Here is a 20791-nt window from a genome sequence, read left to right as displayed (position 1 = left end):
CGATCCACGCTTCCTCCCCACGGTCGGTCGCCCTTCCGCAGTTGCGCTTCTCTTCGCTCGCCATGACCAGCTTACGGTGGGACTTCCACCCACGAGAGTGCGCCCATGCTGGGCGCACATAAAAAAGGGCCCCGGCACAAGCCGGGGCCCCTTTCACGCTTTGCCCGCGCTTTTTATTCCGCTGCCATAGCCGGTGGTAGATGATGTACGGCGTCGTTGCTCTCCTGCTCTTCGACGGGCTGCTGTCCTTTCTTCTTCGGCTCGCGGCCGAAAAAGAGCGCATAGCCCGCCGGCAGCACGAAGATGGTCAGCACTGTGGCAACCAGGATGCCGCCCATCATGGCGTAGGCAAGTGGACCCCAGAAAACGCCGCGCGAGATCGGGATCAGCGCCAGCACCGCCGTCAACGCCGTCAGCATGATCGGCCGGAAACGGCGGACGGCCGAGCCGATAATCGCTTCCTTCCGGTCCATGCCCGCCGCGATGTCCTGATCGATCTGGTCGACGAGGATGATCGAATTGCGGATGATGATGCCAAGCAGCGCGATGACGCCGAGGATCGCCACGAAGCCGAAGGGCGCGCCGCTGACCAACAGGGCACCGGCTGCACCGATGATGCCGAGCGGACCGGTGGAGAGCACCAGCATCGCCTTGCCGAAGTGCTGGAGCTGCGCCATCAGCAGCACGACGATGATGACGAGCATGATCGGTGCCTTGGCGGCGATCGAGGCCTGGCTTTCGGCGCTGTCTTCGGCACCGCCCTGGATCTCGATCTTGTAGCCCGCCGGCAGGCTGTTTCTGAGATCGGCCATGTCGTTGTAGAGCTTGGCCGTCACGTCGTTCGACTGAACATTGTCGGGAAGCGTCGCCCTGACCGTGATCGTCGGCAGGCGGTCGCGGCGCCACTCGATGCTCTGCTCCATGACGGGCACGACCTTTGCGACCTGCGACAGCGGCACGAAACCGCCGGAGTCGGTCGGGATATAGATGGAATTGACCGAGGTCAGCAGGTGGCGGCTGGCCTCTGGCTCCCGTGCAACGATGCCGACGGTCTCCTCGCCCTCACGATAATTGTCGAGGGTGACGCCGGACATCGAGGCCTGCAGCATCTGGCGGATACGCTGCGAGGTGACGCCGAGTGCACGGGCGCGGTCCTGATCGATCACCAGCTTCATGGCCGGCACCGGCTCCAGCCAGTCGTCATGAATGGCGCCGAGCAGCGGGTTCTGCGCGAAGCGCGCTTTTACATCATCGGCGATATGGCGAACCTCCTGCCGGTCCGGACCCATGACACGCAACTGCACCGGCCAGCCGGTCGGCGGACCGAGGAACAGGCGGTCCACCTTGGCGCGGACCGAGGGGAAGTCGGCGGCAAGCATGCTGCGCAGCTTGACGATCAATCGCTCGCGCGCCGGCTCGTCCTTGGCCATGACCAGCAACTGGGCATAGTTCGGGTTGGTGAGCTGCTGATCGAGCGGCAGGAAGAAGCGCGGGGCACCTTCGCCGACATAGGTGGCGATGAACCGCTTGTCGGGATCATCGGCCATGCGGGCCTGCAACCTCTGCGCCTGGCGTTCGACTTCCTTAATGCTGGTGCCTTCCGGCAGCCAGAGATCGACCAGAATTTCCGGACGCGAAGACTGCGGGAAGAAATTCTGCGGAATGAACTGGAACGACCACAAGCTGCCGACGAAGGCGGCGAGCGTCAGAAGCAGCACGATGACGCGATGGCGCACGGCCCAGCTCACCGACGACCGCAGGCGGCGGTAGAAGCGCGTATCGAAGACGTCGTGATGCTCGCCGGCATGATGCCGCTGCTTCAGGATCATATAACCGAGCCAGGGTGTGAAGTAGACCGCCACGAACCAGGAAATCACCAGCGCGATACCGACGACATAGAAGAGCGTGCGAACGTATTCACCGGCCGTCGACGCGGCGAAGCCGACTGGGATGAAGCCCGCCGTGGTGATCAGCGTACCCGTCAGCATCGGAAAGGCGGTCGAGGAATAGGCAAAGCTTGCCGCATCGAGCTTGACCAGCCCCTCCTCCAGCTTGCGTTCCATCAATTCGACCACGATCATCGCGTCGTCGACGAGGAGGCCGAGCGCGATGATGAGGGCGCCGAGCGAGATACGCTGCAGGTCGATGCCGAGCTCGTACATGAGCGCGAAGGTCGCCGCCAGCACCAGCGGAATGGCGATGGCGATCACCAGGCCTGAACGCCAGCCGATCGACAGGAAGGAAACGATCAGCACGATCACCAGCGCTTCGCCGAGCGCATGCATGAACTCGCTGATGGCGTCCGTCACCACTTCCGGCTGGTTGGAGATCTGGTCGACCTGCACGCCGACCGGCAGCGATGCCTCGAAACGCTTGTAGGTCTCCTCCACCGCCTTGCCGACGTCGGTCACCTTGTTGCCATTGGCCATGACGACGCCGAGCTGGACGCTCTCGTGACCGTTATAGAGGAACTTGGCCGTGTAAGGATCCTGTAGCCCGGCGCTGACCGTCGCTATATCGCCGAGACGCGTCACCTGGCCGCCGGCGGTCAGCCGGAGATTCTTGATATCCTCAATCTTGTTGACGTCCCCCTCGACCGAGATGCGAACCGAGCGCGTGCTGGTATCGACGGTGCCGGCCGGATCGACATTGTTCTGGCCGACGATCGCGTTCTGCAGGGCGGTCAGCGTCAGGCCGCGCTCGGCCAGCACCTTGGAGGAGACATCGATATAGATCTGTTCGGGCTGATCGCCGATGATCACAGCCTTCTCGACGCCGGGCGTCTCGAGCAGCATATCACGGGCTTGGATCGCGAATTTCTTCAACTCAGGATAGCTGTAGCCGGCACCGCTGATCGAATGCAGGGTGATGAAGGTATCGCCGAACTCATCGTTGAAATAGGGGCCGAGCAGGCCGGAGGGCAGCGTGTTGGCGATATCGCCGACCTTCTTGCGCACCTGATAGAAGGCGTCCTTCACCTGTTCGGTGTTCGTGTCGCCCTTGATCTGGACGGTGGTGATGGCAAAGCCGGCGCGGGTATAGGACTTAACCCAATCGAGATGCGGGGTTTCCTGCAGCTTGCGCTCGATCTTGTTGACCACCTGGTCTTCCATGTCCTGCAGCGAGGCGCCAGGCCAGATGGTCTGCACGACCATGACGCGGAAGGTGAAATCCGGATCTTCCTTCTGGCCCATATGCGTGAGCCCAAGCGCGCCGGCGATGATGATCAGCGCGAACAGGAAGCGCGCGATGCTCGGATGGCCGATCGCCCAACGCGACAGGTTGAAGCGCTTCTTTTCGTCGGAGGTGCTGTTGATAATCATTGTCCCGCCCCTCGATCCTTTCAGCGCACGATATCGGCAGCCGCGGCGCTGCCATGTGTCTCAGCCGAAGCCTGCTGCCCGGTCGGCACCTTGACCTTCATGTTCTCGCTCATGAATTGCGTGCCGGCGGCAACGACGACATCGCCGGCCTTCAGGCCATCGGCGACACGCACGCCGTCATCGGCAAAGTCGGCAACCTTGACGCTGCGGGAGTGCACGGTGCCGGCACTACGGTCGACCAACCAGACGATCTGCTGACCGTCCTTCTCCGCAAGCGCGCTGAGCGGAATGGAGACGAAAGGCCGGGTATTGTCGGCCAGCGCCTCGATGGTCGCGGTCATGCCGAGCAGCACGCGCGGATCGTTGGGCAGGCTGACGCGGACCGCAAAGGTACGCGACTGCGCGTCGGCGCTTCCGGATACCTCACGCACCTTGCCGTCCAGCACCAGCGCATCGTCGGACCAGAAGCGCGCCTTGACGTCCTTACCGACCTTGAATTGCGCAATATCCATTTCCGGGACAGCGATCTGCGCTTCCTTCTCGCCGTCGACGGCAACGGTGATCACGGGCGTGCCGGAGCCGACCACCTGACCGACATCGGCATTGATGGTCGTCACGATGCCGTTCATGTCCGAAGTCAGATCGGTATAGGCGACCTGGTTTTTCGCTTCCGCCAGCGCCGACACGGCGGAATCGCGCGTCGACACGGCTTGGTCATAGGAAAGCTCGGCCTGTTCGAGCTGCGATTTCGGGGAAACGTTCTTGTCGAAGAGCTGCTGCGCGCGATTGCGGGCAAGCTCCGTGGTCTGCACCTGCTTCTCGGCCGCATCGAGATCGGCCTGGGAGCGGCGCACGGCTAAAGCGTAATCGGTGGAGTCGATGCGGGCGAGCACGTCGCCGGGCTTGACCTTCTCGCCGATATCCACCTTGCGCTCGACGATCTTGCCGTTGACCCGGAAGCCGAGGTTCATATCCGTCCGCGCCTTGACCGCACCGGAATAGTCGAGCTTGCGCGTCGTATCCGCCTGGGCGATCTCGACCACTTTCACCGGCCGGATCACCTCCGCAGTCTCTTCTTTCTTCTCGTTGCAGCCCGAAAGCGTGAGCGCAACGGCAGCAAAGACGGCAGCGCCGGCAGCGGATCGTATGTTGGTCGTCAGCGAAACCATGTCGCTCTCCTTGATCAAACGGCTTTAGTCAAATGCAATGCAAAGGCGCGTGGATCATCCAATGCGCGTACTACTATTTCTTTAGCGCTCTGATAGCAAATTCGATAAGATCGTCCGGTTCCGCCCGGTTCGTCTTCGCAAGACATTGCGCGACCATTTGCGGGTGGCACAAAATGATTGTCGCCGCGCCGAAGCATTTCGAGGCGGCGACTGGATCCTGTTCGAAAAACTCGCCGGCGGCGATGCCTTCGGCAATGATTTCAGCCATGAGGTCATGGATCCGGTCAATGTGCTTTTCGATGACATGCCAATCGCGCTCGATGGCGACGACGACCATCTCATGCACCTTCTGTTCGTCGAGCATCGTCTCGAGCGTCAACTTGTATTGGGCATGGACATAAGTGCGCAGCCGCTCGGAAGCGCTGATCGGCATGTGACGGATGTCGTAGGCCATCTTGTAGCTCAGCGCGAGCATGCGGCCGCACAGGGCCTGGTGGATTTCCGTCTTGGACGCGAAGAACCGATAGATATTCGCGGTCGACATACCGAGATCACGGGCGATATCGGCAACCGTCGTCTTGCTGTAGCCGTAGTGGCGAAACAGTTTTTCGGCGGAATCGAGAATCCGCGTTACGTTCTCCTGACGTGCAAGATCGGCGCTAACCGCAGAAGGATCGAGCATTGGGTTGCTTCCGATTTACGAGTGACGATTTTTAATTTTCGTCACTCGTAAATCATCAAGGCTCAAATGTCAAGAAGCCGCTCCGCGAAACGAGGCGGTTGAGACGCTGTCGATGGAGTCAGATTGCGATAATTAGATACGCAGAAGCGACGGCTGGAAACGGCGGACGCTGAGGAAGCCGACGATCAGGAACGCGAGCAGCAACACGGTCTGTACGGCGAGGATCGGCGGCTCGTTCCCCATGGGTGCCAGCGTATTGAGCAATGGAATTTTCTGGAAGGACTGAACGATCAGCACAACACAATTGAGATAGAGCATCAGCAGGCTGCCGACGATGAAAACAAGCCGCCAGATACCGGCCATCCGCTGCCTGTAGCGGGCGATTGCCGTCGGAATGAAAAGCAGAACGGTGATGATGCCGAATACGATGCCGGGCGTAATGCCGTTGAAAGGAAAGAGGAATCCGGTCAAACTCGTGAGCAGAATGGTGACCATGTAGACAAACGTGGAGCGCTCATGGCGCTTCACGGAAATCAATCCCTCTGCGACGACGATGCCGGCAGCGATGGCGATCAGGCTGATAATGACGTGAATCAACGTGAGTCCGGACATTCTGCAATCCCCTTTTCGCAATGCATTTTCCGTGAAAAGGATAGTCCGGGCCCTGGATGCGGGATTGTACATTTACGGCGGAATATGAGCGCACTATCCCGCATTTTCCAAGCCTCTTATGCGGGATCAGATTAATCGCAGGGCCCGCTCTCAGAGTTGACTTGTCACCATCTGCATGATGAGCGTGATACGTTGAGCCCGGAAAGCGGGTCTTATCCTGCCGTGACGTTCAAGCTCCGCCAGACCGTGAAGTGCCGCCCAAAAAGTTTCGGTAGCCGTATCCACATCCTGGGAGAACGGCGCGATCACCGTCGCCATGGCTCCGAAACCATCGCGAAGTTGAACTGGCGTGTCGGATCTGGCGAAGCGGAGGCCAGTCGGCAGGACGAACATCGCCTCGTACATCGCAGGGCGAGCGAAAGCGAAATCGAGATAGGCGACTGCGATGTCTTCCACTCGCTCCTTTGATGTGGATGATGGCCGGATCGCGGCGCGGAGCATCGCAGCCAATTCGCCGAAGCCTTCGAGCGCGACCGCTCCGACGATCTGGTCGCGATTTTCAAAATGCGAATAGAGAACTGGCTGACTGTATTCTATCTCCTCGGCGAGGCGCCGGATCGTGACGGAAGCCCAGCCGTCGCGTTCCGCGATCGTCCTCGCAGCGACGACGATCCTGCGTTCACGTTCGGCCCGTTCTCGAGTCTTGCGTTCGCTGATACCCACCCGTGCCTCAATCTTCATGCGCGCGATTTTCCTGATGCAAAACTATCAAAAGGAACATTGATTGACAAACTAGCAGTGCTAGATTAAATGACGTCGCTATACAGAAGAGATCAACGGGTGTTCCAATGAACATTTTCACAGGCGCAACATCGCTCGATACAATCCTCGTCTGGCTGGCCGCCGGGGCGTTTCTCGTCGGCGCTATCGTCAATGCGAGTGGACATCCGAAAATCCGCGCGGGTTTCGTGCGACTTGGATTTCCTTTCTGGTGGTGCTGGGTCACAGCCGCCTTCGAGCTTGCAACGGCGGTGCTCTTGATAACAGCCGGCACCCGATATATCGGGGCGGCGTTGGGCGCTTGCATTATGCTCGCCGCGATCGGTGCCATTGTCCGTATCCGGAACTATCGAGAGCTCCCGCCACCTTTCGTGTTCCTGTTGCTGCTGGCACTGGCAAGTGTTAGCGGCCAAGTCTGAATATCTCGCTGCAACGAAACCTGACGATGCAAACAGGATGGGATCGTACACCGCGCCGATGGCGCAAAGCGATGCCGACGCAGCCCAGGGCGAAATGTCGATCGGCGACCTGCAAACTGCTCGCGCTCACGGCGAGTACGTAGCACGAGTTGCGCTGCGGTTCGCATCGGCTCATGCCGTCCGATGCCGTGCCCTAACGCCTGGCATGTAAAAAGCGCCGCACCATCGGCACGGCGCTCTCCATCGAAAGGACTGCTCAGGCGGCGTGCACTTCCAGAGAGATCGGAACGGAAGCAAGCGCCTTGGAAACCGGGCAACCGGCCTTGGCCTTGTTGGCGAGTTCGGTGAATGTGGCTTCGTCGAAGCCGGGGACTTTGCCGGTCAGCGTCAGGTGAATGGCGGTGATGGCAAAGCCGCCTTCGACGCTTTCAAGCGTGACCTTGGCGGTCGTTTCCATGCTTTCGGCGGTGAAACCGGCTTCATTGAGGATCAGCGACAGAGCCATGGTGAAGCAGCCGGCATGGGCCGCACCGATCAGCTCTTCCGGATTAGTGCCGGGAACGCCTTCGAAGCGGCTGGCAAAACCGTAGGGATAGTGATTGAGCGCACCGCTCTGGGTCGAAATCTGACCCTTGCCGTCCTTCAGACCGCCGGACCACTGGGCCGAACCTGTACGATTGATCTGCATGCCGTCCTCCTAGTCGTTGATTGAACGCCGGGAAAGAGCCCCTTGCCCTCCCCGCAATGGCCGTAGGAGGCAGCACCAGAGCGACCTGCGTTCGCTGGAACGCATAGTCGCTTGAAAGCGGGATGCTCTGGGCTGCCTCAATCGACAATATAATGCTCTATCCGCCGAAGACGACAGCGCTGTAACAATTAACCTCTGGGGCTCTGCTCAACCCTTGGCTATCCCCTCGCACGTCCCGCCGCGGCCGAGCGAATATTGTCCAGCGTCACCGCGATCAGCAGGATCGAGCCAAGGACGAGATATTGATAGAAGGCCGGAATATTGAGGAGATTCATGACGTTCTGGGCAATGCCCATGATCAGCACGCCGACGATGACGCCGCTCATCGAGGCCCGGCCGCCTGCCAGCGATACGCCGCCGAGCACGCAGGCCGAGATGACCAGCAGCTCTAACCCGATCGCCGCATTCGGCTGCCCGGAGGTGATGCGCGAGGACAGGAGGATGCCGGCGATGGCGCAGATGAAGCCCTGCAGCGTGAAGATCCAGATCCGCATCGTGGCGACGTTCACGCCCGCCAGCCGCGAAGCCTCCGGATTGCCGCCGATCGCCAGCGTATTCTTGCCGAAGGTGGTGCGATTCAGCACGAAGCCGAACAGGAGGAACAGGATCACCATGATCCAGATCGGCGTCGGAATGCCGAGAAAGGTCGAGAGTGCCAATTGATAGAAATTCGGATCGTTGATGCCGACCGCGCGGCCGTCCGAGGCGATCAGCGCCAGACCACGGACGATCTGCATGGTGGCAAGCGTCGCGATCAGCGCATTGATGCGCAGCTTGGCAATGAGCGCACCGTTGACGAGGCCGACGATCGCGCCGCACACGAGCGCCGCCAGCAGGCCGAGAATGATGGAGCCTGTGACGTTCGAGGCCATGACCGCGATCATGCCGCAGAAGGCGACGGTCGAGCCGACGGAAAGATCGAAATCGCGTGAGGCCAGGCAAAACATCATGGTGCAGGCAACGATGCCGATCGTGACAACCGATTGCAGCAGGCCGATCATGTTGCGCTCGGTCAGGAAATTCGGAACCGTCAGCGACACGATGACGAAGGCCACCGCGAAGATGACGACGAGGCCCTGTTCGCCGAGGAGTATTTTTTTCAAGGAAGACATCGTCACGATTTCCCTAGTCAGAATGTGCTTGCGGCGTTTTTGTCCGGCAATGCGGCGGTGAGGATCTGGTGCTCGTTGAAATTCGCCCGCGTCACATCGGCAGCGACCTTGCCGCCGCACATCACCATGATCCGGTCTGAAATGCCCATGACCTCCGGCAGTTCGCTGGAGATGACGACGATCGCCATGCCGCCGGCTGCCAATTCATAAAGGATTTCATAGATTTCCGATTTTGCTCCGACATCGATGCCGCGCGTCGGCTCATCGATGACCAGCACCTTGACGCCCTGTTCGGACAGCCAGCGGCCGAGAATGACCTTCTGCTGATTGCCGCCGGAAAGATTGATGATGTCCTGCTTGCGCGACGGCGTGCGCACGCGCAGCCTAGCGACGAACTGATCGGCAAGGGCCGCTTCCTTGCGCGGGCTCAATAGGCCCAACGGCGAAAAATGCCGCCGCGAGGAAATGGCGATATTCTCCTGGATCGAGCGGCCCTGGATGATCCCATCGAGCTTGCGGTCCTCCGGGCAGAGTACCATGCCGGCATGGATCGCTACCTTGGGATTGTTCGCAGCGACCGTAACGCCATCGATAGTGACCGTGCCCTGGTGACGATGATCGGCGCCGAACAACAGCCGTGCCATCTCGCTGCGGCCGGCGCCGATCAGGCCGAAGAAGCCAAGGATTTCGCCCCTACGGACGGAGAAATTGATCGGCGTCGGAAGTCTCAACCCTGAGAGCCCTTTGACCTCCAGCCGGACAGGCCCGAGCGGCCGCTCGCGCCAGCCCCAGATATTGCTGATCTCGCGGCCGACCATTTCGGCAATGATCTGCTCGCGCGTTACTTTCCTGATATCGGGATGGTGTGCTGCGAGCTTGCCGTCGCGCAACACCGTCAGGCCATCGCAGAGCCGGAAGATCTCGTCCAGCCGATGCGAGACGTAGAGAATGACGGTGCCGTTCGATTTCAGTCGCTCGATCAGCGAAAACAGGATCTCGCTTTCGCGCGAGGAGAGTGACGATGTCGGCTCGTCCAGCGCGATGACACGGGCATCGACCATAACGGCCTTGGCGATTTCCACCATCTGCCGCGCGCCGATCGACAATGACGACACTTTGGCGGCCGGATCGACATCGATGCCGATCTCCCGGAGCTTGGCGCGCACGGTATCGACGAGCGTCTTGCTATTGATGATGCCGGCTTTCGCCGGAAAGCGGCCGAGCCACAGGTTTTCGGCGACCGTCAGTTCCGGCACCAGTTGCAGCTCCTGATGGATGACGGTGACGCCGGCGTGGAAGGCATCACGCACCGAATGGTAGTGCTGCTCCTGGCCGTCGATGGATATCGTACCCGCATCCGCCGCCTGATCGCCGGAAAGGATGCGGATCAACGTCGACTTTCCGGCGCCGTTTTCGCCCATCAGCCCATGCACGGCGCCTTTGACGACCGGAAAGGTGATGTTCGACAGCGCCTGAACGCCGGGATAGCTCTTCGAAATACCGTTGAATTCGAGAAAGGCCATGTTTCTCTCACTGGTAAAAGAGCCCGGCGGCAAAACTGCCACCGGGCCGCGATCATCCGGAGATGACGATCATTCGATACCGAGATCCTTGCGGACCTTCTGATAATCGCCGCGCAGCGCCAGCGAACCGGAGGTCAGCGTCAGCTTCGGCGGTTCCTTGCTGTTGGCGATCCAGTCGTACATATCGATCGCGGTTTCGTAGCCGTGACGCTTCGGCGAGATGATGACGGTGCCGAAGAAGCCCGTCGGCTGCGGCTTCTTGAATTCGTTGATTGCCGAATCCGCGCCGCCGATGCCAACACCGACGACGTTGGCGGCGGGAATGCCGACCGATTCCGTCGCGCGGACAGCGCCGAGCACGGCTTCGTCGTTGAGGCCGAAGGCCACCCAGTATTTCACGTCGGCATGCTTGTTGAGCACGGTGGTCGCAGCATTGAGCGCTGCTTCCGTGTCGGTTTTGGCCTGTGGCGCGTCATAGATGTTCGCGGCCGGGAAACCGGCACCCTTCAGCACCGAAATAGCGCCTTCGACGCGGTCGACAGCGGTCGGAAGCTGGTCGTAGGAAACGCGGATCGCGCCGACATTCTTCATGTCCCAGCCGCGCTTCTTGATTTCATCGACAATCGCCTGGCCGACGCTCTCGCCGATCTTGGTGGCGGAAATGCCCATATGCGGCACGTCTTCCAGCGGCTTGCCGTCGGCGCCGACCAGACGGTCGTCAACCGTCATCAGCTTGAGCTGGTTGGCCGCCGCCTTGGCGACGATGCCAGGGCCGAGCTTCACATCGGGCGTGCAGATGATGAAGCCCTCCGCACCCTGGGCGCCGAGATTGTCGATCGCAGCCTGAACCTTTTCGCCATCCTGCGCGCCGATCTTGACGAGCGTGAAGCCCTTCTCCTTGGCGGCGATGTCGGCGAACTTCCATTCGTCCTGAAACCAGGGTTCTTCCGGTTGCTTGACCACGAAGCCGATTTTCACGTCTGCCGCCAAGGCGGAGGTGGCTGCGATGACCGCAACCGTACCAGCCAGAATAGCTGCTTTGAAAAAGCGCATGACTCTCTCCCAAAATTCGAAATGAAGCACACTGCCCTCCCTGGCAGTGCTTCTTGAATTATGATAAATCATCATACCAGTCAATTGCCAATGTATGATGATTATAATAGTGTGACTTTTGGCAAGGATGGCCCGCCAAACGTGCCGACGCTTATCGCCATGCGGAATAAATTCCGCTAAGCAGAGGCTCGGCCGCGCGGGAGAACGGCTGCGGAGAAGGCAATTGGATTCGTTTGAACAGCAAGAGCAAAGGCTGAACGGAGCGGCGGAGCGCCGCCCGCGCGTGCGCAAGAACGTCACGGCGGCGATCGCCGAGGACATCTGTTCCGAACGCTATCCTTCCGGCTCGCCCCTGCCGCGCGAAAACGATCTCTGCGATCTCTACGGCGTCAGCCGCACCGTCATCCGTGAATCCCTGAAGATCCTCGAATCGAAAGGGCTCGTGCGCGGCAAGCCGCGCATTGGCACCACCGTCTGCGATAAGGACGACTGGAATATCCTTGATCAGGACGTGCTGGAGTGGATGGGTCCCTATATCGCAGAATTCGATATTCTCGGCTGCATCCTGGAGGCGCGGCGCACCATCGAGCCGGTGGCCGCCGAATATGCCGCCGAGCGCGCCACCGCCCAGGAGATAGCCGATCTCGAAAAAGCCTGGCGGCAGATGCGCGATTCCGGCGATGATCCCGAACGCTTCACCGAGGCCGACGTGATGTTCCATACGGTGCTTTTGAGCGCCAGCCACAACCAGGTGTTCCGCCGCCTGTCGAGCGCCATCCATGCCGGGCTGAAATATGCATTGCATGCTTCGAATGTCGCCGTCGACAGCCGCGACGAGGCGATCGCCGTCCATGGCGATCTGGTGGAGGCGCTGCGCCTGCGCAACCGCACCTCTGCGCGTGATTGCGCCCATCGCATGCTCGATCTTGCCACCCGCGACCTTGCCGCCGCCGAAAAAGCGATCGGGCGGGTGGAGAAAAACAAGACCTGAAATCCCGAAATCCGCGGCCTGGCGCCGCTGATATGATCCAAAAGCCGAAACGGAAGCGTTCCCATGAAAATCACCAAATTGACCACCTATATCGTGCCGCCGCGCTGGATGTTCCTGAAGATCGAAACAGACGAGGGCATCACGGGTTGGGGCGAGCCAGTGGTCGAAGGCCGGGCCTTGACCGTCCAGGCGGCCGTGCATGAACTGGAAGACTATCTGATTGGCAAGGACCCCTTTCTGATCGAAGATCACTGGAACGTCATGTACCGCGCCGGCTTCTATCGCGGCGGCGCCATCCACATGTCGGCGCTTGCCGGCATCGACCAGGCACTGTGGGACATCAAGGGCAAGGCGCTTGGCCAGCCGATCCATTCGCTGCTGGGTGGCCAGGTGCGCGACAAGATCAAGGTCTATTCCTGGATCGGCGGCGACCGCCCTTCCGACGTCGCCAACAACGCCAAGGACGTCGTTGCCCGCGGTTTCAAGGCGATCAAGCTCAACGGCTGCGAGGAAATGCAGATCGTCGACACCTACGACAAGGTGGAGAAGGCTGTTGAGACCATCGCCACCATTCGTGAGGCGATCGGCCCCTATATCGGCATCGGCGTCGATTTCCACGGCCGCGTCCATCGTCCGATGGCCAAGGTTCTCGCCAAGGAACTCGAGCCCTACAAACTGCTCTTCATTGAAGAACCCGTGCTCTCCGAAAATCGTGAAGCCCTGAAGGAAATCGCCAATCATTGCTCGACGCCAATCGCGCTCGGCGAGCGGCTCTATTCGCGCTGGGACTTCAAGTCGGTCCTGTCGGACGGCTATGTCGACATCCTGCAGCCCGACCTTTCCCATGCCGGCGGCATCACCGAATGCCGCAAGATCGCGGCGATGGCCGAAGCCTATGACGTGGCGCTGGCACCGCATTGCCCGCTCGGCCCGATCGCGCTTGCCGCCTGCCTGCAGGTCGACGCCGTCAGCTACAATGCCTTCATCCAGGAACAGAGCCTCGGCATACACTACAACAAGGGCAACGACATCCTCGACTACATCTCCAACAAGGAAGTCTTCCACTATGCCGACGGCTTCGTCAGCATTCCGCAAGGCCCCGGCCTCGGCATCGAAGTGGACGAAGCCTACGTCATCGAGCGCGCCAAGGAAGGCCATCGCTGGCGCAACCCGGTTTGGCGCCATGAAGATGGCAGCGTAGCCGAGTGGTAAGAGCTCTCCTCCCGTAAACGAAACGCCCCGAACTTCGGGGCGTTTTGCTTTCCAGAGCGGTTCAGCGTTTCACGGAATCGCTATCCCGCCCTATCCCTTTGTTTTACGCATTCCGGACGGAAAACCGCTGCGCACTTTTCCTGGAATTGCTTTAACGAACATCCGCCCGCGCTCGCGGCCGGGTGTCATTGCGCTCCCAGGAGAAAATCGCCGGCGGTAGCGGATCCCGATCGCGGATGATATCCGCGCCTTTCTCGCCCACCATGATCGTCGGGCCGTTGGTGTTGCAGGAGGGCACGCGCGGCATGACGGAACTGTCGCAAACGCGCAGGCCCTCGAGCCCTCGCACCTTCAGCTCGAGATCGACGACCGCCATGGCGTCCGTGCCCATCTTGCAGGTGCCGACCGGATGATGGTCGGTCTTGGCGTTGGCGCAGCCATAGTCTAACAATTGCGCCTCCGTCGTCAGATTGCCGCCCGGCAGCCGCTCAGCCAGCACGAAGGGTTTCAGCGCATCCTGGCTCATGATGTCGCGGGCGATCCGCAGGCCTTCGAGCGACATCTTCATGTCGTGCTGATCGCTCCAATAGTTCGGATCGATCAGCGGCGCGGCGGATGGGTCGGATGAAGAGAGCCGCACCGTGCCGCGCGAGCGCGGGTGCAGATAGGCGGAATTTAAAGTTACGCCGGCATTCTTCAGCCGTGCGACGCCGGCTTCGATGCCGGAGCCGAGGCCGAGATGGAACTGGATATCCGGCGAGCGGGCATCGGGATCAGCATACCAGAAGCCGCCGGTCTCGAAGAGTGACGAGGCGACGGGACCGGAGCGGAACAGCAGATATTGCAGCCCGGCCCAGAGCGTACGATGCAGCTTGGCGACATTGTCGTAGGTGTGGTCGCCGGTGCATTCCGAGATGACGAAAAGATCGAGATGGTCCTGCAGATTGCCGCCGACACCCGGCAGGTCGTGCGCGACCGGCACACCGACCGAGGTCAGATGGTCGGCCGGGCCGATCCCGGATTGCAAGAGCAGCTTCGGCGAGCCGATGGCGCCGGAGGAGACCAGCACTTCCCGCTCCGCTCGGATGATCTCGGCGCCTTTGTCCGTCGCCACCTCGACGCCGACAGCGCGGCGGCCTTCGAGAATGATGCGCGCCACCCGCGCACCGGTACGGATGGTCAGGTTCTTTCGATCTTTGATCGGCGATAGGTAGGCCAGCGAAGCCGACGAGCGGCGGCGGTTGCGCTGCGTCAACTGATAGAAGCCGACACCCGCCTGCTGTCTGCCGTTGAAATCGTGATTATAGGGGATGCCGAGTTCCTGACCGGCGCGGATATAGGCATCGCAGATCGGCAGCGCCGATACCGGCATGGAAACGCCGAGCGGGCCGCCATAGGAATGATAGTCATCGGCAAAGCGCTGATTGTCCTCGGCGCGTTTGAAGTAAGGCAGCACGCTGCGATAGTCCCAGCCCTCGCAGCCATCCTCGCGTGCCCAGAGATCGTAGTCGACAGCGTTGCCGCGCGTGTAAAGCTGCGCATTGATCGAGGAGCCGCCGCCGATCACCTTCGCCTGCGTATAGCGCAGCACGCGGCCCTTCATATGCCTCTGCGGCACCGTCTTCCAGCCCCAGCTCGCCACCCCCTTGGTCATCTTGGCGAAGCCGGCCGGCATGTGGAACAACGGATTCCAATCACCGCCGCCAGCCTCCAGCAACAGGACTTTCACCATGGGGTCCTCGCTCAGACGGTTGGCGAGTACGCAGCCCGCCGGTCCGGCGCCGGTGATGATGTAGTCGTAGCTCATTCCAGTCCTCAAATTTATCATGTTCCCGGCACGAGATCGCATTTCCCTCCTCCCGATGGGGCAAGGGTAAATCCTTCACAGTCGCCCGATCCCCAGCCCACCATCCGCAGGGATCACCGATCCCGTGGCAAAACCGAAGCCCCCTTTGGCCAGCGCCGCAACGATGCTGCCGACATCGCCCGTCTCGCCCCAGCGCTTCATCGGCACCAGGCCGCCATCGATCAATGCGTCGTATTTCTCCGAAACTTGCGCCGTCATGTCGGTGCGGATGATGCCGGGCCGCACCTCGAAGACGGCAATGCCGGTCTCCGCCAGCCGCAGCGCCAACCCCTGCGAGAAGGCCGAGAGACCGGCCTTGCTGATGCAATAATCGAGCCTCTCAGGCGAACTCAGCGCTGCCGAGACCGAGGTGATGTTGATCACCGAACGCGGCAGCGACGTCTTCGCCGCGAGCATCGAACGAACGATCGCCTGGGTAAAAAACACCGTGCCGCGCAGATTGACGTCGATGATCCGGTCGAAATTTTCTGGCGCCAAATCAAGGAAATCGCCGCGCACGACGGGGCCAATGCCGGCATTATTGACCAGGCAATCGATCTCGCCCAAAGCCGCCCGGATCGCCTCGACGGTTCCCATGTGTCCCGAGAGAGCGGCAAGATCAGACTGCAGATAGATTGCCCGCCCGCCATTCCCCTTCAATTCCGCAAGTTCCGCCAACGGCGGCTCTACCTCGACACCGGTGATCGCCAGATCGAAACCGCTTCTCGCCAGCGCCCGCGCAATACCGAAACCGATCCCCTTGCGGCCTCCGGTGACGACGGCGATCGGACGCCTTGCCTTCATGACCGCAGCTCCTCCCGCACGATATGGTCGGCCACGCGCAGCGCTTGCGCGGCCACGGTCAGCGCCGGATTCACCGCCGCCGAAGTCGGCAGGAAGCTGGCGTCGACCACGAAAAGATTGGGGTGATCGAAGGCGCGGCAGAAGACATCGAGCGGCGCGCTCGAGCCGTCATTGCCGATCTTGACCGTGCCGCATTGATGCGACGGTGTGCGCTTGTCGAAGGGACGTGACAGCACGATCGGGAAGCCGGCCTTACGCAGCACGCTCTTCAGCTTCTTCACCAGATCGAGATGCGCCTGCCAATTGGTGCGCACCCACTGCAGCACGATGCGGTCGCCGTCGACCGTGATCCGGCTTTCCGGCGACGGAAGATCCTCGCTCATGGCATAGAAATCGATGGCATGGGCGGAAAGCCTGTTCAGAAGCCATTCCGGCACAGTCGGCATATTCGCCTTGAGGATCGTGCCGGAAACGCGTCCCAAAAGCTGAACATTGCCGAGCGGCGGCCCGCCTTCGCCATCCGAGAGATAGAAGTCGTTGAAGCCGAAAGTCTTCTGATAGACCGAATCATTCCGATACCAGGGCGAAATCGCCAGCACGGCAGAGGAATTATGGTTCATGAAATTGCGGCCGACCTGATCGGAGCGATTGGCAAGCCCGCGCGGATTCGCATCGTCAGCCGATCTCAGCAGCAGCACCGCCGACTGCACCGCCCCGGCCGCAAGGATGACCAGCTTCGGTCGCACGACATGCGCCTCTCCATAGGCGGAATAATGCACCGCGGCGATCATCCGCCCATCGCCGGCAGCCTGGAGCCGCGTGACGCGCGCGCCGGTCTTCAGCTTGACGTTCGGATATTGCAGAGCCTTGGCAAGCGCCACCGTCTCGGCATCCATCTTGCCGTCGGCACTATGCGGATGCGCATCCCAGGGCGTACGGCCCTTGACAAGCCACTTGTCGATATCGACGCCCAACGGCAGCGAATGCGGATGCATGCCACTGTCCTTCAGTCGCTTGCGGACACTGGCGATTGCCGGCTCGTCGGGTACCGGTGGAAATGGATAGGGTTGCGAATGCGGCGGTTCCCAGGGATCGTCGCCGAGGCTGCCGCGCACCTGATAGAGCTGCTCCGCCTCGCTATACCAGGGCTCCAGCTCCTCATACGGAAAGGGCCAGGCCGGCGACACGCCGTCCAGATGCCGCATCTCCTCGAAATCCTCGCGTCGGTAGCGGATCAGCACCGCGCCGTAGAATTTCGAATTGCCGCCGACATTGTAGTAGTTGCCGGGATTGAACCCCTTGCCGTCTTTCTCGTACCAGGTCTCCTTCGGGCGGAAATGGCCGCGCAGGAAGATCGCCCGCTGGTCGCGGTTTTCCGGTCGGTCCTCCAGCCGTTCGCCGGTCTCCAGGATCAATATGTTGGCGCCCGAGGCGGCAAGGCCGGAAGCGACAGTGGAGCCACCGATCCCCGAACCGATGATGACGATATCCGGTTCTGCCATGCTGCCGCTCACGCTATCCGAACCTGGCTCTGCGGATCGAAGAACACCGCCTTGTCGAGATTGAAGGCAAGCCGTGTCGTCTGCCCGGGGGCAATGCGGGCATCGGCGCGCAGCCGCGCCACGACGGATTTGCCGCCGAGGCGGACGATCGCAAACGTATCCGAACCGGCCGGCTCGACCACCTCGATCAGGCAGTCTCCTTCGGCGAGCGAATGGGCATTGCGGTCCGCACCGTCGAGGTCGGTCAGCGCCTCCGGCCGAATGCCGAAGATCACGTCCTTGCCGGCACGGGCGCCGAGTCCGGCGCCGCTCCCGTTGACAGGCAGCTTCAGGGGGGCCGCGCCATTCGGTCGGTCGAGCGAGACCTGCAATCCCGTCGGCCCGCTCTCCACCGTCGCGGTCAGCAGGTTCATGGCGGGCGAGCCCATGAAGTCCGCAACGAAGGTATTGGCAGGGTGATTGTAGATTTCCGCCGGCGTTCCGAATTGCTGCAGAACACCGTCCTTAAGGACGGCGATCTTCGTGGCCAGCGTCATTGCCTCGATCTGATCATGGGTGACGTAGACGATCGTCGTCTTCATGCGCTGATGCAGGCGCTTGATCTCGGTGCGCATGTCGACGCGCAGCTTGGCATCGAGGTTGGAGAGCGGCTCGTCGAACAGGAAGACCTGCGGATCGCGCACCAACGCCCGGCCCATGGCGACGCGCTGGCGCTGGCCGCCGGAAAGCTGGCTCGGCTTGCGGTCGAGCAGATGGCCGATCTGCAGCATGTCGGCCACTTGCTTGATCGCCTTGTCGCGTTCCTCCTTCGGAACTTTGCGGATTTCCATGCCGAAGGCGATGTTGCCGGCAACCGTCATGTTCGGATAGAGCGCATAGGACTGGAACACCATGGCGATATCACGTTGCGACGGCGCCAGGCCGTTGACCGAGCGGCCGGCAATGGCAATGTCGCCCGAGGTGATCGGCTCCAGCCCGGCAATGGTGTTGAGCAGGGTGGACTTGCCGCAGCCGGACGGGCCGACGAGCACGAGAAATCCGCCCTTTTCGATTTCGATATTGATGTCCTTCAGGATTTCGAGCGATCCATAGGACTTGCGCAGATTGGTGATTTTCAGGAAGGACATGGTCTTATCCCTTGACGGCGCCGGACATCAGGCCGCGGACGAAAAATCGGCCGGAGACGATGTAGACGATGAGGGTTGGCAGGGCAGCGAGAATCGCGCCGGCGAAGTGGACATTGTATTCCTTGACGCCCGTCGACGAGCTGACGAGGTTGTTGAGCGCGACCGTCATCGGCGTCGAACTGACGCCCGAAAAGGACGCGCCGAACAGGAAGTCGTTCCAGATATTGGTGAACTGCCAGATGACCGAGACGACGATGATCGGCCCCGAAGACGGCAGCAGGATGCGCCGGAAAATCTGGAAGAAGCTCGCCCCGTCGATCTGCGCGGCGCGGACCAGCTCGGTCGGAAAGGCCTCGTAATAATTGCGGAAATAAAGCGTGGTGAAGCCGAGGCCGTAGACTATGTGGACGAGGATCAGTCCCCATATGGTCCCGGCGATGCCGAAGAAACCGAGGATGCGGGCCATCGGGATCAGCACGATCTGGAACGGGATGAAGCAGGAGAGCAGCAGCATGCCGAAGAAGATTTCCGCGCCGCGGAAACGCCACTTCGTCAGCACATAGCCGTTCAGCGCGCCGACCATGGTGGAGATGGCGACGGCGGGCACGACCATTAGGATCGAATTGATGAAAAACGGCCTGAGCCCCGTCGGCTGCACGCCGATCTGCGCCGTCGACCAGGCCGATATCCACGGCTCGATCGTCCAGGTCTTCGGCAGGTTCAGCATGCCTCCCTGACGGATCTCTTCAAGCGGCTTGAAGGAATTGACCAGCATCACATAGAGCGGCAGCAGGTAATAGACGGCAAACAGGATCAGCGCCGCATAGATCAGCCCACGGGTCAGCTTGCCGTGCGAGATGGCGTTTTGCGGATTGGGGTTGCTCATGCGCGTTTCCCTCCGCCGATTTCCGAATAGAGATAGGGGATGATGATGGCAAAGATCATCGCCAGCATGATGATCGCCGACGAGGCGCCGATGCCCATCAGATTGCGGGTGAAAGTGTAGGAATACATGAAGGTAGCCGGCAGTTCGGTCGCCTGCCCCGGCCCGCCGCCAGTCAGCGCCACGATGAGGTCGTAGGCCTTGATGGCAAGGTGGGCGAGCACGACGAAGGCCGAGAGGAACACCGGCCGCATCAGGGGAATGATGATGCGGCGATAGGTGGTAACCGCCGACGCGCCGTCGATCTGCGCCGCCTTGATGATTTCGTTGTCGACGCCGCGAAGGCCGGCAAGGAACATCGCCATGACGAAGCCCGAAGACTGCCAGACGGCGGCGATGACGACGCAATAGATCGCCATCTTCGAATCCTTGATCCAGGTGAAGGAAAAACTCTCCCAGCCCCAGAGATGCATGGTGTTCTCAAGGCCGATGCCAGGATCGAGAAACCATTTCCACGCCGTCCCTGTGACGATGAAGGACAGCGCCATCGGATAGAGATAGATCGGCCTCAGCAGCCCTTCGGCACGGATTTTCTGGTCGAGCAGGATAGCAAGGGCGAGGCCGAGCGCCGAGCAGATGGTGATATAGAGGGAAGCGAAGATGCCGAGATTGGTGATCGCACGCCACCAGTGCGGCAACGCCCAAAGCCTATCATAGTTGGTGAAACCAATAAGGTTATAGGACGGCAGCATCTTGCTGTCGGTCAGCGACAGATAGCCGGTATAGGCGATAAAGCCATATACGAAGATCAGAATGACGACGAAGCTCGGGGCCAGCACCAGCTTGGGCAATAGCACCTGCATTCGACTGCGACTGTTCATGGTCGAACACCTAGTTTGATTATCTGCGTACGGAGCAAGTGGTGCCCTCACCCGAACCCTCTCCCGCGAGCGGGGAGAGGGTAGCCGACAGGCTGGGTGAGGGGCGGCACTCCTTGCTCCGAAC

Annotated in this window: 18 protein-coding genes; 3 read left to right on the top strand and 15 right to left on the bottom strand. The window is 60.9% G+C overall.

Annotated elements, in window-relative coordinates; genetic code table 11:
- Nucleotides 1-173: 173 nt before the first annotated feature.
- The 5 genes from ACXHXG_RS29535 to ACXHXG_RS29515 all read right to left on the bottom strand — a co-directional run bounded on the left by ACXHXG_RS29535 (nucleotide 174) and on the right by ACXHXG_RS29515 (nucleotide 6509).
- Nucleotides 174-3323, bottom strand: a complete 3150-nt coding sequence (locus ACXHXG_RS29535; RefSeq protein ID WP_457901588.1) for an efflux RND transporter permease subunit — start codon at nucleotides 3321-3323, stop codon at nucleotides 174-176.
- Between the two features lie 20 nt (nucleotides 3324-3343).
- Nucleotides 3344-4492, bottom strand: coding sequence for an efflux RND transporter periplasmic adaptor subunit (locus ACXHXG_RS29530; RefSeq protein ID WP_104824400.1), 1149 nt, complete (start codon nucleotides 4490-4492; stop codon nucleotides 3344-3346).
- 73 nt (nucleotides 4493-4565) lie between these two features.
- Nucleotides 4566-5174, bottom strand: a complete 609-nt coding sequence (locus tag ACXHXG_RS29525; RefSeq protein ID WP_104824401.1) for a TetR/AcrR family transcriptional regulator — start codon at nucleotides 5172-5174, stop codon at nucleotides 4566-4568.
- Nucleotides 5175-5306: 132 nt separating this feature from the next.
- Nucleotides 5307-5786: a hypothetical protein gene (locus ACXHXG_RS29520; protein ID WP_260303156.1), complete on the bottom strand. Its 480-nt coding sequence runs from the start codon at nucleotides 5784-5786 to the stop codon at nucleotides 5307-5309.
- Nucleotides 5787-5936: 150 nt separating this feature from the next.
- Nucleotides 5937-6509, bottom strand: a complete 573-nt coding sequence (locus ACXHXG_RS29515; RefSeq protein WP_457901596.1) for a TetR/AcrR family transcriptional regulator — start codon at nucleotides 6507-6509, stop codon at nucleotides 5937-5939.
- A 125-nt stretch (nucleotides 6510-6634) separates the two neighbouring features.
- Between ACXHXG_RS29515 and ACXHXG_RS29510 the strand changes: the two genes are divergently transcribed.
- Nucleotides 6635-6985: a DoxX family protein gene (locus ACXHXG_RS29510; protein ID WP_457901587.1), complete on the top strand. Its 351-nt coding sequence runs from the start codon at nucleotides 6635-6637 to the stop codon at nucleotides 6983-6985.
- Nucleotides 6986-7241: 256 nt separating this feature from the next.
- On the opposite strand, the gene ACXHXG_RS29505 is transcribed toward ACXHXG_RS29510, so the two are convergent.
- The 4 genes from ACXHXG_RS29505 to ACXHXG_RS29490 form a co-directional block, all read right to left on the bottom strand.
- The gene (locus ACXHXG_RS29505; RefSeq protein ID WP_457901586.1) at nucleotides 7242-7673 is read right to left on the bottom strand and encodes an OsmC family protein; all 432 of its coding nucleotides are present in this window, start codon (nucleotides 7671-7673) and stop codon (nucleotides 7242-7244) included.
- Nucleotides 7674-7891: 218 nt separating this feature from the next.
- Entirely contained in the window at nucleotides 7892-8845 is a 954-nt protein-coding gene (gene araH / locus ACXHXG_RS29500) for an L-arabinose ABC transporter permease AraH (protein WP_104824405.1), read from the bottom strand.
- 17 nt (nucleotides 8846-8862) lie between these two features.
- Nucleotides 8863-10368: an L-arabinose ABC transporter ATP-binding protein AraG gene (gene araG, locus ACXHXG_RS29495; RefSeq protein ID WP_457901585.1), complete on the bottom strand. Its 1506-nt coding sequence runs from the start codon at nucleotides 10366-10368 to the stop codon at nucleotides 8863-8865.
- Between the two features lie 69 nt (nucleotides 10369-10437).
- The gene (locus ACXHXG_RS29490; protein ID WP_104824407.1) at nucleotides 10438-11421 is read right to left on the bottom strand and encodes an arabinose ABC transporter substrate-binding protein; all 984 of its coding nucleotides are present in this window, start codon (nucleotides 11419-11421) and stop codon (nucleotides 10438-10440) included.
- Nucleotides 11422-11644: 223 nt separating this feature from the next.
- Between ACXHXG_RS29490 and ACXHXG_RS29485 the strand changes: the two genes are divergently transcribed.
- The gene (locus ACXHXG_RS29485) at nucleotides 11645-12412 is read left to right on the top strand and encodes a FadR/GntR family transcriptional regulator (protein ID WP_245463898.1); all 768 of its coding nucleotides are present in this window, start codon (nucleotides 11645-11647) and stop codon (nucleotides 12410-12412) included.
- Between the two features lie 63 nt (nucleotides 12413-12475).
- A complete protein-coding gene (gene dgoD, locus ACXHXG_RS29480; RefSeq protein WP_104824409.1) occupies nucleotides 12476-13624 on the top strand; it encodes a galactonate dehydratase in 1149 nt (382 codons plus the stop codon).
- 151 nt (nucleotides 13625-13775) lie between these two features.
- On the opposite strand, the gene ACXHXG_RS29475 is transcribed toward dgoD, so the two are convergent.
- The 6 genes from ACXHXG_RS29475 to ACXHXG_RS29450 form a co-directional block, all read right to left on the bottom strand.
- A complete protein-coding gene (locus ACXHXG_RS29475) occupies nucleotides 13776-15431 on the bottom strand; it encodes a GMC family oxidoreductase (protein ID WP_457901584.1) in 1656 nt (551 codons plus the stop codon).
- A 75-nt stretch (nucleotides 15432-15506) separates the two neighbouring features.
- Nucleotides 15507-16274, bottom strand: coding sequence for a 3-ketoacyl-ACP reductase (locus ACXHXG_RS29470; protein WP_104824411.1), 768 nt, complete (start codon nucleotides 16272-16274; stop codon nucleotides 15507-15509).
- Nucleotides 16271-17776: a GMC oxidoreductase gene (locus tag ACXHXG_RS29465; RefSeq protein WP_457901583.1), complete on the bottom strand. Its 1506-nt coding sequence runs from the start codon at nucleotides 17774-17776 to the stop codon at nucleotides 16271-16273. The genes ACXHXG_RS29470 and ACXHXG_RS29465 overlap by 4 nt, the downstream gene beginning before the upstream one ends.
- Before the next feature lie 8 nt (nucleotides 17777-17784).
- Nucleotides 17785-18903, bottom strand: coding sequence for an ABC transporter ATP-binding protein (locus tag ACXHXG_RS29460; protein ID WP_457901582.1), 1119 nt, complete (start codon nucleotides 18901-18903; stop codon nucleotides 17785-17787).
- A 4-nt stretch (nucleotides 18904-18907) separates the two neighbouring features.
- The gene (locus ACXHXG_RS29455) at nucleotides 18908-19789 is read right to left on the bottom strand and encodes a carbohydrate ABC transporter permease (RefSeq protein ID WP_104824414.1); all 882 of its coding nucleotides are present in this window, start codon (nucleotides 19787-19789) and stop codon (nucleotides 18908-18910) included.
- Nucleotides 19786-20667, bottom strand: coding sequence for a carbohydrate ABC transporter permease (locus ACXHXG_RS29450; RefSeq protein ID WP_457901581.1), 882 nt, complete (start codon nucleotides 20665-20667; stop codon nucleotides 19786-19788). The genes ACXHXG_RS29455 and ACXHXG_RS29450 overlap by 4 nt, the downstream gene beginning before the upstream one ends.
- Nucleotides 20668-20791 lie beyond the last annotated feature (124 nt).

The organism is Rhizobium sp. LEGMi-198b (assembly GCF_054114205.1).
This window is presented reverse-complemented; position numbering and strand designations above follow the sequence as displayed.

Coding starts and splice junctions, on each gene's coding strand:
- ACXHXG_RS29525 (WP_104824401.1), bottom strand. CDS start 5,174: ATGCTCGATCCTTCTGCGGTTAGCGCCGATCTTGCACGTCAGGAGAAC.
- ACXHXG_RS29465 (WP_457901583.1), bottom strand. CDS start 17,776: ATGGCAGAACCGGATATCGTCATCATCGGTTCGGGGATCGGTGGCTCC.
- ACXHXG_RS29455 (WP_104824414.1), bottom strand. CDS start 19,789: ATGAGCAACCCCAATCCGCAAAACGCCATCTCGCACGGCAAGCTGACC.
- araG (WP_457901585.1), bottom strand. CDS start 10,368: ATGGCCTTTCTCGAATTCAACGGTATTTCGAAGAGCTATCCCGGCGTT.
- ACXHXG_RS29475 (WP_457901584.1), bottom strand. CDS start 15,431: ATGAGCTACGACTACATCATCACCGGCGCCGGACCGGCGGGCTGCGTA.
- ACXHXG_RS29490 (WP_104824407.1), bottom strand. CDS start 11,421: ATGCGCTTTTTCAAAGCAGCTATTCTGGCTGGTACGGTTGCGGTCATC.
- ACXHXG_RS29530 (WP_104824400.1), bottom strand. CDS start 4,492: ATGGTTTCGCTGACGACCAACATACGATCCGCTGCCGGCGCTGCCGTC.
- dgoD (WP_104824409.1), top strand. CDS start 12,476: ATGAAAATCACCAAATTGACCACCTATATCGTGCCGCCGCGCTGGATG.
- ACXHXG_RS29510 (WP_457901587.1), top strand. CDS start 6,635: ATGAACATTTTCACAGGCGCAACATCGCTCGATACAATCCTCGTCTGG.
- ACXHXG_RS29470 (WP_104824411.1), bottom strand. CDS start 16,274: ATGAAGGCAAGGCGTCCGATCGCCGTCGTCACCGGAGGCCGCAAGGGG.
- ACXHXG_RS29535 (WP_457901588.1), bottom strand. CDS start 3,323: ATGATTATCAACAGCACCTCCGACGAAAAGAAGCGCTTCAACCTGTCG.
- ACXHXG_RS29450 (WP_457901581.1), bottom strand. CDS start 20,667: ATGAACAGTCGCAGTCGAATGCAGGTGCTATTGCCCAAGCTGGTGCTG.
- ACXHXG_RS29460 (WP_457901582.1), bottom strand. CDS start 18,903: ATGTCCTTCCTGAAAATCACCAATCTGCGCAAGTCCTATGGATCGCTC.
- ACXHXG_RS29520 (WP_260303156.1), bottom strand. CDS start 5,786: ATGTCCGGACTCACGTTGATTCACGTCATTATCAGCCTGATCGCCATC.
- araH (WP_104824405.1), bottom strand. CDS start 8,845: ATGTCTTCCTTGAAAAAAATACTCCTCGGCGAACAGGGCCTCGTCGTC.
- ACXHXG_RS29505 (WP_457901586.1), bottom strand. CDS start 7,673: ATGCAGATCAATCGTACAGGTTCGGCCCAGTGGTCCGGCGGTCTGAAG.